The sequence below is a fragment of the Olsenella sp. DNF00959 genome, assembly GCF_001553055.1.
Taxonomy (GTDB): Bacteria; Actinomycetota; Coriobacteriia; order Coriobacteriales; family Atopobiaceae; genus Olsenella_I; species Olsenella_I phocaeensis.
This window is the reverse complement of sequence record NZ_KQ960127.1, coordinates 139,409-155,803: the sequence shown is the minus strand read 5'-3', so window position 1 is coordinate 155,803 and position 16,395 is coordinate 139,409. Positions and strand designations below refer to the sequence as shown.

At 68.0% G+C, this 16,395-nt stretch carries 16 protein-coding genes and 1 pseudogene; 7 read left to right on the top strand and 10 right to left on the bottom strand.

The window, feature by feature from the left end:
• Positions 1–24 precede the first annotated feature (24 nt).
• From accB to HMPREF1868_RS04375, 9 genes are all read right to left on the bottom strand, one after another.
• Positions 25–561, bottom strand: a complete 537-nt coding sequence (gene accB / locus HMPREF1868_RS04415) for an acetyl-CoA carboxylase biotin carboxyl carrier protein (RefSeq protein WP_082719541.1) — start codon at positions 559–561, stop codon at positions 25–27.
• A gap of 9 nt (positions 562–570) precedes the next feature.
• A complete protein-coding gene (gene fabF / locus HMPREF1868_RS04410) occupies positions 571–1,815 on the bottom strand; it encodes a beta-ketoacyl-ACP synthase II (RefSeq protein WP_062530779.1) in 1,245 nt (414 codons plus the stop codon).
• 24 nt (positions 1,816–1,839) lie between these two features.
• A complete protein-coding gene (gene fabG, locus HMPREF1868_RS04405; RefSeq protein ID WP_062530950.1) occupies positions 1,840–2,574 on the bottom strand; it encodes a 3-oxoacyl-[acyl-carrier-protein] reductase in 735 nt (244 codons plus the stop codon).
• 59 nt (positions 2,575–2,633) lie between these two features.
• A complete protein-coding gene (locus tag HMPREF1868_RS04400) occupies positions 2,634–3,566 on the bottom strand; it encodes an ACP S-malonyltransferase (protein WP_062530778.1) in 933 nt (310 codons plus the stop codon).
• Complete coding sequence (locus tag HMPREF1868_RS04395; protein WP_062530776.1) at positions 3,554–4,498, bottom strand: nitronate monooxygenase; 945 nt, start codon at positions 4,496–4,498, stop codon at positions 3,554–3,556. Before HMPREF1868_RS04395 ends, HMPREF1868_RS04400 begins: the two co-directional genes overlap by 13 nt.
• A 6-nt stretch (positions 4,499–4,504) precedes the next feature.
• A complete protein-coding gene (locus tag HMPREF1868_RS04390; RefSeq protein ID WP_009278871.1) occupies positions 4,505–4,744 on the bottom strand; it encodes an acyl carrier protein in 240 nt (79 codons plus the stop codon).
• A gap of 147 nt (positions 4,745–4,891) precedes the next feature.
• Positions 4,892–5,911 carry a beta-ketoacyl-ACP synthase III gene (locus HMPREF1868_RS04385; RefSeq protein WP_062530774.1) on the bottom strand — a complete coding sequence of 340 codons (1,020 nt, stop codon included), beginning with the start codon at positions 5,909–5,911 and terminating at the stop codon, positions 4,892–4,894.
• 1 nt (position 5,912) lies between these two features.
• Positions 5,913–6,560 (bottom strand): MarR family winged helix-turn-helix transcriptional regulator, encoded by a 648-nt coding sequence (locus tag HMPREF1868_RS04380; RefSeq protein ID WP_062530772.1) that lies wholly within the window; start codon positions 6,558–6,560, stop codon positions 5,913–5,915.
• 399 nt (positions 6,561–6,959) lie between these two features.
• On the bottom strand, positions 6,960–8,150 hold the full coding sequence (locus HMPREF1868_RS04375) for a hypothetical protein (RefSeq protein WP_062530770.1): 1,191 nt from the start codon (positions 8,148–8,150) through the stop codon (positions 6,960–6,962).
• A gap of 658 nt (positions 8,151–8,808) precedes the next feature.
• Between HMPREF1868_RS04375 and HMPREF1868_RS04370 the strand changes: the two genes are divergently transcribed.
• Positions 8,809–10,242: a tetratricopeptide repeat protein gene (locus HMPREF1868_RS04370; protein ID WP_062530768.1), complete on the top strand. Its 1,434-nt coding sequence runs from the start codon at positions 8,809–8,811 to the stop codon at positions 10,240–10,242.
• Between the two features lie 343 nt (positions 10,243–10,585).
• On the opposite strand, the gene HMPREF1868_RS10205 is transcribed toward HMPREF1868_RS04370, so the two are convergent.
• The gene (locus tag HMPREF1868_RS10205; protein WP_369817527.1) at positions 10,586–10,831 is read right to left on the bottom strand and encodes a nucleotidyl transferase AbiEii/AbiGii toxin family protein; all 246 of its coding nucleotides are present in this window, start codon (positions 10,829–10,831) and stop codon (positions 10,586–10,588) included.
• Between the two features lie 232 nt (positions 10,832–11,063).
• Here HMPREF1868_RS10205 and HMPREF1868_RS04360 point away from each other — a divergent pair, with 232 nt between their 5' ends.
• The 6 genes and pseudogenes from HMPREF1868_RS04360 to HMPREF1868_RS04340 all read left to right on the top strand — a co-directional run bounded on the left by HMPREF1868_RS04360 (position 11,064) and on the right by HMPREF1868_RS04340 (position 15,888).
• Positions 11,064–12,827: a class I mannose-6-phosphate isomerase gene (locus HMPREF1868_RS04360; protein ID WP_062530764.1), complete on the top strand. Its 1,764-nt coding sequence runs from the start codon at positions 11,064–11,066 to the stop codon at positions 12,825–12,827.
• A gap of 596 nt (positions 12,828–13,423) precedes the next feature.
• Positions 13,424–14,050 carry an NAD(P)-dependent oxidoreductase gene (locus HMPREF1868_RS04355; RefSeq protein ID WP_062530763.1) on the top strand — a complete coding sequence of 209 codons (627 nt, stop codon included), beginning with the start codon at positions 13,424–13,426 and terminating at the stop codon, positions 14,048–14,050.
• A 204-nt stretch (positions 14,051–14,254) separates the two neighbouring features.
• Positions 14,255–14,311 (top strand): annotated as a pseudogene (locus HMPREF1868_RS10200) (Fic family protein); the annotation flags it as partial.
• Between the two features lie 90 nt (positions 14,312–14,401).
• Positions 14,402–14,785 (top strand): helix-turn-helix domain-containing protein, encoded by a 384-nt coding sequence (locus HMPREF1868_RS04350; RefSeq protein WP_369817526.1) that lies wholly within the window; start codon positions 14,402–14,404, stop codon positions 14,783–14,785.
• 498 nt (positions 14,786–15,283) lie between these two features.
• On the top strand, positions 15,284–15,580 hold the full coding sequence (locus tag HMPREF1868_RS04345) for a type II toxin-antitoxin system Phd/YefM family antitoxin (protein ID WP_062530947.1): 297 nt from the start codon (positions 15,284–15,286) through the stop codon (positions 15,578–15,580).
• Positions 15,577–15,888 carry a type II toxin-antitoxin system RelE/ParE family toxin gene (locus tag HMPREF1868_RS04340; protein ID WP_062530759.1) on the top strand — a complete coding sequence of 104 codons (312 nt, stop codon included), beginning with the start codon at positions 15,577–15,579 and terminating at the stop codon, positions 15,886–15,888. Before HMPREF1868_RS04345 ends, HMPREF1868_RS04340 begins: the two co-directional genes overlap by 4 nt.
• Positions 15,889–16,395 lie beyond the last annotated feature (507 nt).

Below are 16,395 nucleotides of genomic sequence, written 5' to 3'. Positions count from 1 at the left end.
TCGGCCGTCCGCGTCAGCTGCCGCCTAGCACAGCTTCATGAGCGTGCAGCCGAACTCCACCAGCTCGCCGTCGCCCACGCACACGTCGATGACCTCGCCGTCGCGCTCGGCCACGACCTCGTTCATGAGCTTCATCGCCTCGATGACACAGAGCGTGTCGCCCTTGCGCACCTTGGATCCCACGTGCACGAAGGGCTCCGCCCCGGGCGAGGGGGCAGCATAGAACACGCCCACCATGGGGGCGGTCACCGTGGCCACCTTGGAGAGGTCGAGCGGCCGCTGGTCCGGGTCCAGGCCGTCCTCGCCCGGAATCGTAGCCGCCATCGCGCCCTCGTCCGCAGGCGAGAGGGCCACCGCATCCGCGACGGAGGGTGCCCCCGGCAACGTGGCATCAGCAACGCCCGCCACGCCCGCCGGCAATGGCGCGGAGGCGGACGTCGCCGCGACGACGGGCGCGCACTCGAGCTCTATGACCTCGCCAGCCTCCTCGAGGCGCAGGCGCGTGAGCCCGTTGGACCTGAGCACCCGAGCCAGGTCGTCGACCCTCTTCGCATCGATCATCACGACCACCTATCCCTCGAAGGAGCGCAGCACCAGGGCCGCGTTGTGTCCGCCGAAGCCGAGCGAGGTGGAGAGCGCCCAGCGCGCCCGGAACTCGGCGGCCACCAGCGGCGTGTAGTCGAGGTCGCAGTCCGGGTCGGGGTCGGTGAGCCCCATCGTGGGCGGCACGACCCCCTCCTCCAGGGCCTTCGCGCAGGCCAGGGCCTCGATGGCCCCCGCGGCCCCCAGCATGTGCCCCGTCATCGACTTGGTCGACGACACCTTGGCCGAGCGCGCCGCCCCCTCGCCGAGCGCGGCCTTGAGCCCGCGCGTCTCCGAGAGGTCGTTGAGCTTGGTCGAGGTGCCGTGCGCGTTGACGTAGAGGCCCTCGGCGGCGTCCAGGCCCGCCTCCGCAGCCGCCTGCCCAATGGCGCGCGAGATGCCCGAGGCCTCCGGGTCGGGGCTCGTCATGTGGTAGGCGTCGCAGGTGTTGCCATAGCCCATGACCTCGGCGTAGACGTGGGCCCCGCGGGCCAGGGCGTGGTCGAGCTCCTCGAGCACGAGGACCGCGGCTCCCTCCCCCATCACGAAGCCGTCGCGCCCGCGGTCGAAGGGCCGGCAGGCGGTCACGGGGTCGGGGTTGCGCGTGAGGGCCTTGGCGTTGGCGAAGCCGGCCACGGCGAGCTCCATGATGGCCGCCTCCGAGCCGCCGGCCAGGATGGCGTCGGCGTAGCCGTGCCTGATGGCGCGGAACGCCTCGCCGATGGCGTGGGACGAGGTGGCGCAGGCCGTCACCACGGGAAGCGTGGGGCCGTAGCACCTGTGCCTGATGGCCACCTGCCCCGATGCCATGTTGGCGATCATCGCCGGCACCAGGAAGGGAGAGACCCTGCCGGGGCCCGAGCCCCTCAGCACGTCCTCGTTCGCCACGGTGGTCTGGATCCCACCGATGCCCGAGCCCACGTAGACGCCCAGGCGCTCGTGGTCCACGGCGCCCTCGCGGTCGAGGCCGGAGTCCGCCATGGCCTGGTCCGCCGCGACGAGCGCATAGAGCACGAAGGGGTCGCTCCGGCGGGCCTCAGCCACGCCGAAGGCCTCGCGGGCGTCGAAGCTCTTGACCTCCGCGGCGACCTTGACCTTGCTGCCGCTCGCATCGAACTTGCTTATGGGACCGATGCCCACGCGTCCCGCCCTGAGGGAGTCCCAGGTCTCGGCCGCGGTGTTGCCCACGGGCGAGATGGCCCCCAGGCCGGTGATGGCTACCCTGTGCTCCATGTGCGAACTCACGCTCCCCATTCTCTACATGCCCATTCCGCCGTCGACGGGCAGGACGGCCCCGGTGACGTAGGCCGCCGCGTCGCTCGCGAGGAAGGCGATGGCCTCCGCCACGTCCTCCGGCTCGCACAGGTGGCCCAGGGGAATCTGCCCCTCGTACCTCTCCCTCACCGCATCCGGCAGCTTCGCCGTCATGTCCGTCCGAACGAAGCCGGGAGCCACGGCGTTGCAGGTGACACCACGGCCCGCCAGCTCGCGCGCCACGGACTTGGTGAGGCCGATGAGGCCCGCCTTCGAGGCTGCGTAGTTGGCCTGGCCCGCGTTGCCCATGACGCCCACGACGGAGCTCACGTTGACGATGCGGCCCCCGCGCTGGCGCATGAGGGTGCGGCAGAGGGCGCGCGTCATGTGGAAGGCGCCCTTGAGGTTCACGGAGAGGACCGTGTCGAAGTCCTCGTCGGACATGCGCGCCAGGAGCCCGTCACGGGTGACGCCCGCGTTGTTCACGAGGGCCCAGACGGAGCCGAAGTCGGCCAGGACCCGCTTCACGCAAGCGGTCGCCTCGTCCCCGTCGGCCACGTCGCAGCGGTAGCTCCGCGCCGTGGCGCCCAGGGACTCGAGCTCCGCCACCGTCCTGCAGGCCGCCTCGTCGTTTCCGGCGTAGACCACGGCAACGTCGAACCCGTCCCTCGCGAGGGCGATCGACGTCGCCCTGCCGATCCCGCGCGAGCCGCCCGTGACGAGGGCCACCCTGCGCACGGGGGCCTCGGCTGGTCCCGTGGACACTCCGGCCGCGGACGTGCCTGCAATCGCGTCGCTCATGACTCTCTCCCCTCGAGATGTGCCAGCACGGCGTCGAGCTGCTCGGGCGTCTCGCAGGGGAGTGCGGTGGCCCCCCGCGCGATCCTGCCCACGAGCTTGGTGAGCGTGCTGCCCGAACCGACCTCGACGAAGGTGTCGACCCCGAGGCCCACCAGACCCTCCACGGTCTGCTGCCAGCGCACGGGACTCGACGCCTGCCGCGCCAGGAGCTCAGCCATGGCGACGGGGTCGTCGGGGTAGGGCCGCGCCGTGGCGTTGGCCCACACGGGGACGGTCGTGGGGACGGGAAGCGTGCGCGCCAGCCACTCCCGCAGCCCGTCGGAGGCGGGTGCCATGAGCGGGCTGTGGAAGGCGCCCGAGACCGCCAGGCGCATGCAGCGCCCGCCCGCCTCGCGCACCAGGGCGTCAAGCCGCCCGAGGGCCTCCTCGGTCCCCGCCACCACGGTCTGTTCCACGCTGTTGTAGTTGACGGGCCAGGCGTCGCCGGCCTTTGCGGCGAGGGCCTCCACGCGCCCGGCCGGAAGCCTCAGCACGGCCCTCATGCCCCCGGGATTCCTCCCCGAGGCGGAGTCCATGAGCTCGGCGCGACGTAGCACCAGGTCGAAGGCGTCCTCGGGCGAGAAGGCCCCCGCAAACGCTAGTGCGGACAGCTCCCCGAGCGAGAAGCCCGCCACGGCGTCGGGCCGCACGCCATGCGAGGCGAGCGCGCGGGCGGCCGCCAGGTCGCAGGCGAAGACGGCGGGCTGCGTGTTGCGCGTCTGCACGAGCTCCTCACGGGAGCCCTCGCGGCAGAGCCTGCCCAGGCCGGGCATGCGGGCCTCGAGCAGCTCGAAGGTCTGCCGTGCGGCGGGCTCGCGCGCGACGAGGTCGTCGGCCATGCCGGGGTGCTGGGCGCCCTGGCCTGCGAAGAGGAAGGCTACCTTACCCATCTCGTCGCCTCCCGGAGCACTTCCTCCGCATCGCGGAGCAGGTCGTCGACGATGTCGGCCGCGGGCTGGCACCTGGTCACCAGGCCGGCGGACTGGCCGGCCATGAAGCTGCCCTCCTCGTAGTTGCCGTCCACGGCGGCCTTGCGCAGGGAGCCGCGGCCCAGCTCGGCGAGCTCCTCCTTGGAGGCGCCCTCCCGCTCGAGCTTCGCGTACCTGCGCGAGAAGGGCGTCTTGAGGCAGCGCACGGCGCCGTCGTCCCTGCGGCCCGTCACCATGGTGGCGATGTCGTTGGCCTTGAGGATGCGCTCCTTGTACTCCTCGCTCACCGTGCACTCGTCGGCCACGAGGAAGCGCGTGCCCACCTGGACGCCCACGGCGCCCAGCATGAGGGCCGCGGCCACCCCCCTGCCGTCGGCGATCCCGCCGGCGGCGACCACGGGGACGTCCACCGCGTCGACCACCTGCGGCACCAGCGTCATGGTGGTGAGGTCGCCCACGTGCCCGCCCGACTCGCCGCCCTCGGCGACCACGGCCACGGCGCCGGCCCGCTCCACGAGGCGCGCGAGCGCCACGGAAGCGACCACGGGGATCACCTTGATGCCGGCGGGTACCCACGACTTCATGTACTTGTTGGGCGTGCCCGCCCCCGTAATGACGACGGGGACGTGCTCGTCGACGACCACCTGGGCGACCTCGTCCACGAAGGGGCTCTGGAGCATGATGTTCACGCCGAACGGCCTGTCCGTGAGCTCGCGGCAGGCGCGAATCTGACCGCGGAGCCACTCCGCGTCGGCGTTCATCGCCGAGATGACGCCCAGGCCGCCTGCGTTCGAGACGGCCGAGGCGAGGGAGGCATCGGCAATCCAGGCCATGCCACCCTGGAAGACGGGCTTCTCGATGCCGACGACGTCGCAAATGGGTGTGCGGATCATCTGGTGCTAGCCCTTCTGGGCGACGAGGCCGTCGACCAGCGAGACGAACTCGCCGATCGTCTTGGGGTTGGCCTCGGCGTCGATCTCGATGTCGAAGTCGCCCTCGCAGGCCATGACCGCCTCCACGATGGAGAGCGAGTCGAGGCCGATCTCCTCGAAGCTCGTCTCGGGCGTGAGCTCGCCGGTGATGCCGTCCTGCTCGCGGAGGATGTCGCAGATGTGCTCGAACGTGGTCTCCTTGGCCATGATGGCCCTCCTTCTGTCCGTCTTGACCTGTTCTTCCCTTGTCCTTGCGGGGCGATGGCCCCTATGGTCACGGGCGAGCCTCCGCCCGGTGATGCCCTGGTTCGCCCGCCGTCGCTCCCGACGGCGGCTCGTGGCCCCTCTCGGCGGTCACGTCAGTGGTGCCCTGGCGGCCGCGTGCGGAAGGGCCGGGCCCGTCCCGGCGGCCCCCTCCTCCCACCTGATCAGGCAGGAGCCCACGGAGAGCCCCGCCCCGAAGCCCACGATCGCGACGGTCTGCCCTGCCGCCAGGCCGCCCGACCTCACGAGGTGGTCGAGCGCGTGGGGAATGCAGGCGCTGGAGAGGTTGCCCGTCTCGGCCAGCGTCCGCACGACGCGCGAGGCGTCGATGCCCAGGCGCGACGCAGCCGAGTCGAGGATGCGACCGTTGGCCTGGTGGAACACGAAGTGGTCGATGTCCGCCACCTCCATGCCCGCGTCTGCCGCGAGGGCGCGCACCTCTCGTTCGATGGAAGTGACGCCGAACTTGAAGATCTCGCGGCCGCGCATGGAGAGCAGTTGCGGGCCGCGGACGGTCTTGTCGAAGGGGCTGCTCCCCGGGATGCCGGGGAGGTCCAGGGCGCCCGTGTCAGGCTGGGTCGACAGCCTGAGGGAGAGGAGCCCCTCCCCCTCCGCACCGAGCACCGCCGCCGCGGCACCGTCGCCGAAGAGCACGCAGGTGGCGCGGTCGGTCCAGTCGAGGTAGCGCGTGCATCTCTCGGCCGAGACCACGAGCACGCGCCGCGCCCTGTCCCGCGCGAAGAGGCCGTCCGCCACGTCGAGGGCGAAGACGAAGCCCGCGCAGGCTGCGGCGAGGTCGAACGAGGGGCAGGAGGCCCCGATGCGCCCCTGCACGACGCTCGCCTCGGCGGGCATCACGTGGTCGGGGGAGGTGGTGGTGCAGATGACGGCGCCGAGCTCGGACGCGTCGACGCCCGCGGACTCCAGGGCGCGCCGCGACGCCTGGGTCGCCAGGTCGTCGAGGGTCTCGGTGGTGCACACCCGGCGGGCGCGGATGCCCGTGCGCTGGCTGATCCACTCGTCGGAGGTGTCGAGGAAGCCCGACAGCTCCTCGTTGGTGACGCGCCTGGCAGGGAGGGCGCTGCCCGTCCCGAGGATGCGAAGGCCCATGCTACTTCTCCTCCTCTGCCCTGTAGAAGGCGGCGAGGCGCTCTATGCCCGCATGGAACTTCTCCATGTCCTCGAGGGACATGCCCTCCATGATCGCGGCGGCCATGCGCATGTGGAAGATCGTGTGGAGGCGGTAGACCTCCTCGCCCTTCCTGGTGAGGGCCACGTTGACGCGTCGGCCGTCGCTCTCGTCGCGCTCCTTGATGAGGAAGCCACGGTCGACCAGGCGGTTGACTCCCGCGGTCATCGAGGGGATCCTGACCATCGCCTCGGTGGCGATCTGGCTCACGCTTATCTGCCTGTCGGTGTGGAAGGTCTCGTCCCCCACGATCTGGATGATGCGCGCCTCGCTCATGGTCACGCCCAGGCCGCGGACCCGCTTGAACATCTTGCTCTCGACCGTGTCGACCGAGTTGTAGATGGAGACGAGGAGCTCGCTGATCTCGACGGTGATGCGCTCGGCGGCCTTGGCGTCGGGAGTGGGGGTGACGGGCTGGCCGTCGGCCGTCGCGCCCGCGGCGGGGGCGACGTCAAAGGTGGTCCGACCATCGGCCGCAGGGCCGTCAGCGGGCGCCATGCCAGTCTTGCCGCCGCCTCTGAGCTCGTCAAACGCGTCCACCAAGCCACCGCCGATCCAAGTCCGGGCCATGTTGGGTGACTTTCCTTCCCCCACATGGCGTGAAATTTAGTTAGTTAGACTAACTAACTAATCTGGAAATGGTGGGAGCGCGAGAAAAGCGTCACACGACTGACACATGGGACCTGGACGCGCAGAATTGCGCCCGCATCTCTCGCCCGCCATATGCCCAGCACGCGCGAGCGCACGCGCTTTTCGTCCACCACGCGCGAACGCACGACGCAGCTCGCGTTTGCCCAGTTAATGGGGGCCGCCGATGTGCGCAACCGCGTGCCCGCCGCCAGGGGCGTGCGCAACAGCGTGCTCGCAGCCAAGACCGTGCCCGCCGCACGCACGTGCCGAACCAGAAGGTGCCGCGCAGCCCCTCGGCCACGCGGCGCCAACTCCCAACTCGCAGGTGATCCCGGCCACCTACTGCGCGGCCAGCTCCCCCTCTCCCGCAGCAGAGCCCTTGCGGCTCAGCAGCTTGGAGGCGACAGACTGCCCGGGCTTGCGCAGGCCGCGGGCGTCAGGCATGTTGATGCCCAGGCCCAGGATGGTGTTGGCGAGCCACACGAAGAACAGCAGCGTGACGATGGGAATCACGCAGCAGGTCACCACCATGACGGCAAAGGCCTCGATCATGCGGTTGAGGACGTTCTTCGCGGACTCGATGAACGACTTCGCGCCATCCGTCACCGCTTGGACGGCGTTGCCGGCGGCATCCACGACGTTGGTCGCGACGGTGGTCGCGTCGTTCGCCCGGTCCTGTACCCAGCTTATGAAGTTATCCAGGACGTTCCTGTCCTCCTGGGTCTGCTCGCTCGCCTCGGGCTCCGGGGCCGCCTCCTCCACCTGGGGCTCCTCGATGGGAGACTCCTCCGGCGCGGACGTCACGGCCGCGGTCACCGACTCGACGTCCGCCTTGTACGTCGCCTGCACGACATCGGACACCATCACGCTCGCCGGGACCACCAGGAATCCCGCGACCGCAAAGACGGCCAGACGCAGGGCGAAGCTGCGGAACAGCGTCTGCAGCCCGGCGTTCTGGCTCCAGCGCAGGCGTCCGCTCGTGACCACGGCGGCGACGGCGAGAGCGCAGCTCAGTGGGATGAGCAGCCTGAACGCTGCCAGGCTGAAGATGGTGAGAAGGTACTTCTCAAGGTAGATGGCAGCAAGGACGATGCCCAGGTCGACGCTGAGCTCGACGAGCTTCTCCGCGATGGGCGCACCGAAGTCCCCCGGGATGAGCGAGATGCCGGCCGAGAGTGCCATGGCCACCGTGACCAGTCCGGTCGCCGTCTCGGCGCGGGCATTGAGGGAGGCAATCTGCGAAGTCCAGGCGTCGGGACTCGAGAAGTGGTCGGCCAGCACCGTCGCCGAGACGATGGCGGCAACCAGTGCGGCAGCGACCATAAGCAGGCCACCGAGCTCCATGCCCAGGACGCGCCGGCTCAGGTGGCCGGACTTGGCGGGGACGACGGCCGCCACGGAGCCGTCGGCGGCGGCGAGTGCCTCGGGCGAAGGAGCCCCCGCGGCCGGGGTCGCCCCCGCGATGGCGGACGGAACCTCCCCTGGCGCGAGGCTCGAAGCCGGCTCGAATCCCTCTTCCCTCTCGTTCATCAGACTTCCCCTTCGTTCGGTTGCAGGAGCGCGGGCGTCGGCCCGCAAGCTACATCTTGCAAGCTCGGGAAGGGCATGTCGTTAGCTGGCAGCTAACTAGTCGGGGGGGTAGCAAGTCGTCTGTAAGAGAGCTGACGCAGGGCGGGGTGGGGTGGGGCGGATGCGGGGCGACGCAAACGCGCGCATTCTAAATCTGAAATGCGCGCCAACGCTGCAAAACCCCTGGTCAGCGAAGAGAGGCGCGCAATCCAGAATTGAAATGCGCGCCCACCGTCAGTTCCGGGCGAGAGGAACGCTCCGTTCTCGCCTGCCACGCGTCCAGCACGCGCTTGCGCACACCGCTCTCATCCAGCACGCGCTTGCGCACAGATGGCTTCGCGTTTCCGCTGTTGGCGAGAGGGGCCGCTGTGCGCAACCGCGTGCTCGCCGCCAGGGACGTGCGCAACCGCGTGCTCGCTGCTATCGCCCGACACGGGGAACGCGCCCGACTCGGGGAACGCGCCCACCGCCCGCTCCCCCACCACCTGCGCCCAGCGCAAGCCACCGGCAGCCCGCGCGGCCCGTGCGCCTCCCCTAGAATGGGTGCACGCGCCGAGCCGTCGCTCGCCCACGGGACCGGCTCGCCTACCACCCACCCCCCACGCACGCAGGAGGCCCCATGCAAAAGCTGTCCGAGCTGCCGTTCCGCGCATACCTGGGCCATCCCGTCATCGTCAACCTCACGATCAAGCCCCAGGACCTCAGGGGCCTGGCGCAGCAGATCGCGGCAGCCCCCGAGCAGCAGCTCCCTCCCGAGGCACTGGAGGCCCTGCCCGGACACTGGGACTTCTCGTCCGACGCAACCCTGGCCTGGCCGCGCGTGGACCACGACGACGGCATCTGCCTCTATCCCCTCTGCCCATGCAAGACTGCCACGCACCAGATCCAGACCGAGCACGACCTATTCAACGCCTTCGGCCTGACGCTCGAGCGCGTCGTGGACCACGACGCCCCGGACGTCGAGCTCGTCGACATCCTGGACTGGGACAGCATGCCCGAGCCGCTCAAGGCCCACACGCAGTGGCTCGGCAGGCTCTTCGTGGAGATGCCGGGCGTGGCCGAGGCGAGGGCGGACGAGCGGCTCGACCCCTGGCGCGACCCCCTGTACCCCGACATCGTGAGCGCCGTCCTCTTCCCGGCGGAGCAGGCGGACGGCACCCGTCCGCAGCGCGTCTTCGCGCGGGTCGAGCGCTGCGCGCTGGACCCGGACGAGCCGGAGGTCCCCTACTGGGAGGCGACGCTCGCGGCGGTGATCCCCGACGGGGAGGTCGCACCCGGCGCGCCCGTCTCGCCCGCCGCGCCCGGCACGCCCGGCACGTCCGTCACGCCCGGCGCGCCCGTCACATCCCCTGCCGCCCCGACCCTCCAGCCGGGAAGCAGGCTCTGGCTGGGCGTCGCCCGCGACGAGGAGTCCGGCGAGGTCATCGGCATCTACGCGACCGCCGCGCCGACCATCGGCGTGGAGGACTACCGTCCCGAGCTCGACGCCAAGGAGGACGGGGGCCTCTCCCTTGCCATCGGGGAGCGCTACTACCAGGAGGGCATGGTCAGCGAGGGCACCCATCGCACGAGCTGCTTCGAGCTGGCCGAGCACTTCTACCAGGTCTCCGCCGAGCGCGGAAACGTCCGGGCCATATGCGACCTGGGCTACGTCTACTCCTACGGCCGCCTGGGCGAGAGGGACTACGACACCGCGGCGAAGTGGTTCCGCAAGGCAGCCGTGCTGGGCAGCGCAGAGGCGGCCTACAAGTACGGCGACCTGCTGTGGCGGGGCCATGGCGTGCAGAGGGACGACGGGCAGGCCCGCTTCTACTACCAGATGGCCTACAAGCGCGCGAGGGACGAGGGAGACAGCGCCACCTGGGGCAACGCCGCACTGGCCTTGGCCGGATGTCACGAGTACGGCCGGGGGTGCGAGAGGGACCACGTCCGCGCCCGCGAGCTCTACCTCGAGGCCGAGGCGGAACTCCAGAGGGCCGAGCAGGACGAGCCCTGGCACAGGGGCCAGCTGGCCCGGGCCCGCGAGGGCCTGAGGCGGCTGGAGGCGGAGTAGCAGGCGGAGCGCAGGGACCGACGGAAGGCGGCGGGACACGAGCGAAGGCAGCTGATAATCGCTCAGAACTCGGTCGAGTTGACGAATTCCTGTCATCTCGACCGAGTTCTGCATCGGCACCCCTGCCGGCGCTCCGCCGCCCCCGCCGCCATGCAGGACGCCCCCAGGCCGGCCGCCGCGAAGCGGGACGCCCTCCCGCGCACCGGCGACCCCGCCGGCCCCGCCGTCCCCGGCGCGCTTGCCGCGGCCGGCGCCGCGTGCGTCGCGCTGGCGGTTGTCCTGACGAGAGGCCCGGGCATCAACGCCCCCATCGACGAGACCTGCGTCGATGGGGGCTCGAATCTCAGGACAGCGCAAAGAGGCGCTGCGAACCCATCGTACGAACAAGCGTGTGGACGTCGTAGTGGTCGCGTCTGCGCTTGTTGGCTATCCCTCGCGACACCACGGGCTCGAACTTCTCGGCAAGCAACGTCTTGGGAGGATGCGACTGCACTCGCACGAAGCCCTCCTCGAGCATGAGCAGCGGCACTCGATATGGCCTGGGGCTATTTTGTCTCCCGTGGCGATGTCCGTCTTTACCGGGCGTCAATCTTCCCGTATCCAACGCGAAGCGCCCAAGTGCGCTCGCCAGTTTGCGCAATCGTCATCCGTGCGAATGGGCTCAATTCGCTCGAATGCGTATTCCATCCCACCGCCGACATCATTGTTATAACAAAAGACACGGCCCCGCCGTCAGGGCAGGTGCGTCAGGGCAGGTGCTAATGTTGGGCCAACGGATGGGACTCCGAAGGGCAGATGCGCCACGACGGGGAAGGAAGCTCATGAGCGACTACAGGCTGCGTCCGGAGGTCAAGGTAGGCGCTGCCAGCGCTGCCGTCTGCGGCTGGGCGGGTGTCCTGGACGCCGTCAGACAGAGGCTGAGCAAGATTGCGGGCGAGAGGGGCGGCAGGCTCGTGCTGGCCATCGAGTGCTATCCGGGAACCAACGTGGACGAGCTGCGCGAGGGGCTCGTGGAGCCGCTCGGTGCCGACGTTACCCTCCTGGCCGACGACTTCGCGTGGGACGCATCGCGCGTGCAGGGGCGCATCGCCGACACGATCACCGACGACCGCGTGTTTGGCATCCTCTCGCACTACACCGAGGACGAGTTCTTCGACGCCGATCGCGTGGGACGGGCCCGGGCCGACGTCTTGTCTGCGTCGGGGCTCGCCGTGGTCTACGGCGTCGGCGCCACCGTCATCTGCCCCGACCCCGACCTCCTGCTGTACGCAGACCTCACCCGCTGGGAGATCCAGCTGCGCCTGCGCGCCGGCATGCCCAACTGGAAGGCGAACAACGCCGGCGAGGACGCCCTGCGCAAGTTCAAGCGCGGCTACTTCTTCGAGTGGCGCATGGCCGACCTCACCAAGCGGGCGCTCTTCGACCGCGTGGACTTCGAGCTCGAGACCAACGTGCCCGGCGAGCCCAAGATGGTGCCGGGCGACGCCTACCGCGCGGGCCTCGCCCAGGTCGCGCGCCAGCCCTTCCGCCTGGTGCCCTACTTCGATACGAGCGTCTGGGGCGGCCACTGGATGCAGGAACGCTTCGGGCTCGACCCCGACGCACCCAACTTTGGCTGGGCCTTCGACGGCGTGCCCGAGGAGAACAGCGTGATTCTCGACTACGATGGCGTGCGCCTGGAAATCCCCGCCATCAACATAGTGCTGCGCGAGCCGGACGCACTCCTGGGACCCAAGGTCCACGCCCGCTTCGGGGCCGAGTTCCCCATTCGCTTCGACTACCTCGACACCATGGGCGGCCAGAACCTGTCCCTGCAGGTTCATCCGCTGGTGGAGTATGCGCAGGACAAGTTTGGCATCCACTACACGCAGGACGAGAGCTACTACATCCTCGACGCGAGTGAGGACTCCTGCGTGTACCTGGGCGTGAAACCCGGCGTGAGCCGCGACGAGATGGTGGCAGACCTCAAGCGCGCCGAACGTGGCGAGGATCGCTTCCACGACGAGAGCTTCGTGAACCGCTTCCCCGTGAGGAAGCACGACCACGTGATGATTCCCGCCGGCACCGTGCACTGCGCCGGCCCTGACACCGTGGTGCTCGAGATCAGCGCGACGCCCTACATCTTCACCTTCAAGCTGTGGGACTGGGGCCGCGTGGGGCTCGACGGCATCCCCCGCCCCCTGCACATCGACCACGGCGCGCCCAACATCAGGCTCGACCGCGACACCGACTATGCCCTCTCGCAGCTGCTCGACCGCGCGGATGACCCACACCAGAATCTCTCTGACCAGGAGGGCGTGGTGGTCGAGAGAACCGGCCTCCACGAGCTCGAGTTCATCGAGACGCACCGCCACTGGTTCACGGATGCCGCCACGGTCGACTGCCACCAGAGCGTCAACATGCTCAACCTCGTGGAGGGCACGAGCACCCGCGTCGTAAGCTTGGACGGCGGCTTCGAGCCCTTCGACGTCTACTACGGCGAGACCTTCATCGTGCCCGAGAGCGTGGAACGCTACCGCATCGAGAACACCGGCGACCGCACGCGGCGCATCGGCGTCATCCAGGCCTTCGTCCGGAACCTTTAGGCGATGGCCTAGTCCCCAGCCAGGAATGACCAGGCCCCAGCCGGCAGGTCCCTTGCCCGTCCACAACGGCGGAAGGAAGAGCCCCATGCAGCCCCTCAAGCTCTTCCCCTGTACGACAGGACCATCCTAGGCTCGTGACAGCCGGCCGGTCGTGCCGGTCGGTCGTGCAGAACTCGCCCGAGTTGACGAATCCCCGCCATCTCGGACGAGCTGTGAATCCGCCCCCTCCTGACCCTGCCGCCCCCGTCCCTCCATGCCTTCTCTATGCCGTTTCCTGACCCTGCCGCCCCCGTCCCCCGTTCTCTATGCCGTTTCCTGAAGCCGAGATTCCCTGACCTGGCCTTTTGCCGGGCCGGTTTCAGAGAACGACATAGAGAACGAGCAGGGCGGCACAGCGCCGGGAGCGCATGCGTGCAATGGGGAAGAAGCGGAGACGCAAGAGCCGACATTCGCCGGTCTATCTGCATTAGTATCCTTTTGTTGCCTACAGCATTTTATAGTGCTTACTTCCATAAGGATCTCATAGGACATAGATTGTGGGTCAGCAAGATGAAGCCGACGCGGGAGAGGCCCGCGCAAAGAGAAAGGACATCATCATGAAGATCGCAGTAATCGCAGCGAACGGCAAGGCCGGCCAGCTCATCGTCAAGGAGGCAGTCACGCGCGGCCACGACGTCACCGCAGTCGTTCGCGGCGAGAACAAGACCGTCACGCAGTCCACCCTCGCCAAGGACCTCTTCGACCTCAACGCAGAGGACCTCGCTGGCTTCGATGCCGTCATCGACGCGTTCGGCGCCTGGGCACCCGAGGTCCTTCCCCAGCACTCCACCAGCCTCGCGCACCTGTGCGACGCCCTCTCCGGCACGGGCGTGCGCCTGCTCGTCGTCGGTGGCGCAGGCAGCCTCTTCGTGGACGCAGACCATACCACCACCCTCAACCAGACGCCCGACTTCCCCGCAGACTTCCAGCCGCTGGCCGCCGCCATGCAGAAGGCGCTCGACGAGCTTCGCCAGCGCGACGACGTCAGGTGGACCTACCTCTCCCCCGCCGCGGACTTCCAGGCAGGGGGTGAGAAGACCGGCACCTACCAGCTGGGCGGGGAGGAGCTCATGGTCGGCTCCCAGGGACCCGTCATCTCCTACGCCGACTACGCCATCGCGATGGTCGACCTCGCCGAGTCCGGCGAGCACGTCGGCGAGCGCGTAAGCGTCGTGCACCCGTAGCGAGAAGGACAAGCCGGCGATGGCGCAGGAGCCCCCAGAAGCCTGGAGGGCTCCTCTCATATCCCAAATTGCACGTGACCTGGCTATCCCAGTTTTCGAAATGCTGTGCAGGATGTGTAACGTCACCCAAAAGTCGTTAGAGCCACTCGGGTCGCTCTAACGACTTTTTTTGACCGAAAAACGTCGTTAGAGCCTATTTGAGAGACCATCCACCCCTTTTTGGATGGCAACGGCAGGCTCGGAAGGCTGCTCCTTACGCTCTCCCTGCTTAACGATGGAGTGCTGACAGGTGCCGTGTTCTATCCCTCGTATTACCTGAAGCTAAACAGGTCCGAGTACTACACAAGACTCATGAATGTGAGGCAGAGGGGAGCCCATGAAGAGTGGGTCGCATTCTTATGCAAGTGCCTCACCAAAAGCGCCGATGACGCCATCGAATCGCTGAATCGGCTCGTCGAGCTTCGCCGACGCAACCTAGAGAGGCTGGGCAAGGCAACGGGGGCGTCTGTACAGAATGGTCAGCGTCTGCTGGGCCTCCTCGAGGCAAGTCCCTTCATGGGCATCAGCGACGTCACCGAAAAGCTGGACATCGCCCGAACCACTGCCAGCAAGCTAGTGGAGGGATTCGAAAGGCTCGGGATTCTCGTGCAGCGTGAGGCTGGCAGGCGCCGCTATCGCACGTTCCAGTACGAGGAGTATCTCAGCATCCTGAGACAAGGGAGCGAGCCACTATAGGGCCTTGCGCGCATTGATGCGCATGCAAGAAACACAGGCGAACGCGTGGGACGCGGCATCCAGGACCCAGAGCCAACGGCTACGGCGCTTCAGTGCAAACGAGCAGGATACACAGTCGTACTCCGAAGCCGTCGTCGTGACGTGCTGGAGCAATCCGTCGAGCCGCTTGCACGGTCAAGGTCTGGCTCAAGCGGGCGGACCTCCTCTTCCAAGCCGAGCACGCGCAGCAGGTCGCAGCGGAGTTCCCCGAGAAGACCTTGTCAGCGAATGCGTCCGTCCGCCACATATCGGCGCATGTCCATTGCCGTTGCTCCAAACCGGCACATCGTTCGTCTTTGCGGGCGATGGCACGCACCCCGCGCATGCGAAGGACATGCACGGGGCGTTCTGGGGTCAATTGTTCCAGAGAGAAGTGGCGCGTCAACAACGCCTGCGTCCCCATAGACCGCTCGTGTTATACACTTGGACAGAAGAAATTTCTTCTGATTGGAGAAGGGCATGCCCCAGATAGTCCCCGTGAGCGACTTCAGGTCCGACATTCGCTCCGTGTCCCGCTACACCGACGAGGGCGAGGTCGTCGTTCTCACCCAGAACGGCCGCCCCCGCTGGGCCATGGTCGACTACGACGAGTGGAATGCGGCGGCCTCCTCGCAGGAGCGCTCCGTCGCGCGTGCCCTAGCCGAGGCTGAGGATCTTGAGCGCGCCGGCAAGCTCACGTTCGTGTCGGAGGACGAGTACGAGAGACGCCGTCAGGCGCGCAAGGACGCCCGCCGCCCCGGGTCGGCCGCGCTATGAGGTTCAGGCTCACCGAACTCGCGGACAACGATCTCTGCGGCATCGAGGACTGGGTCGCGGAGACGCGCGGGGCCGGCGCCGCCGACGAGGTGTCGGACGACATAGACGCAAAGATACGCGAGATCGCTGAGCACCCCCTGTGGTTCCCCGTCTACCAGTTCGACGGGGAGCACGGTCTCGTGCACGAGTACCGCAGCGCGAACTCCGGCCGGTTCAAGGTCTTCTACTGGGTGAACGACGCCGAGGGTTTCGTCGAGATCTGGCGCGTCCGTCACGTTTCGTCCGACTTCACGCGCATGGGCTGGTAACGCCGGGAGGCAGCCGACTGCCCGAGGATGGCGAATATGCGTTTGCCCGCACGCCCTGAGATCAGCAATATCGACGCGCGTCCTTGCCTCGCCGCGCGCTTTCGCACTTGTCGGTAAGATGTCGGTAGCGATGTCAGTCACGTATCGGTCACGTGTCGGTCAAAAAAATTCCCGGCCTGTTTCCGCAGGTCGGAAACGTGTTTTTGGTCGCGGGGGCTGGATTTGAACCAACGACCTCCGGGTTATGAGCGAGTCAAGCTGGAGGTTCCGTAAATTCTCCCTCGTCTACCTCGTCTGGACGCATTGCGCTGGGCAGGCGTTTTGTGTTTTTTCGCGTCTCCAACGTTCTGTAGGAATCTGCTTCTTCTGCATCTCCAACCTCGTTTTGGCGGTCATTTGGCGGTCATTTGGCGGTCACAATGTCGGTCAGAAACGGCTGTTGGAAACCGAGTGGAAGGAAGTGGAGATGCAGAACCTTACCTACACCAGCCGTGGCCTGAGGAGACG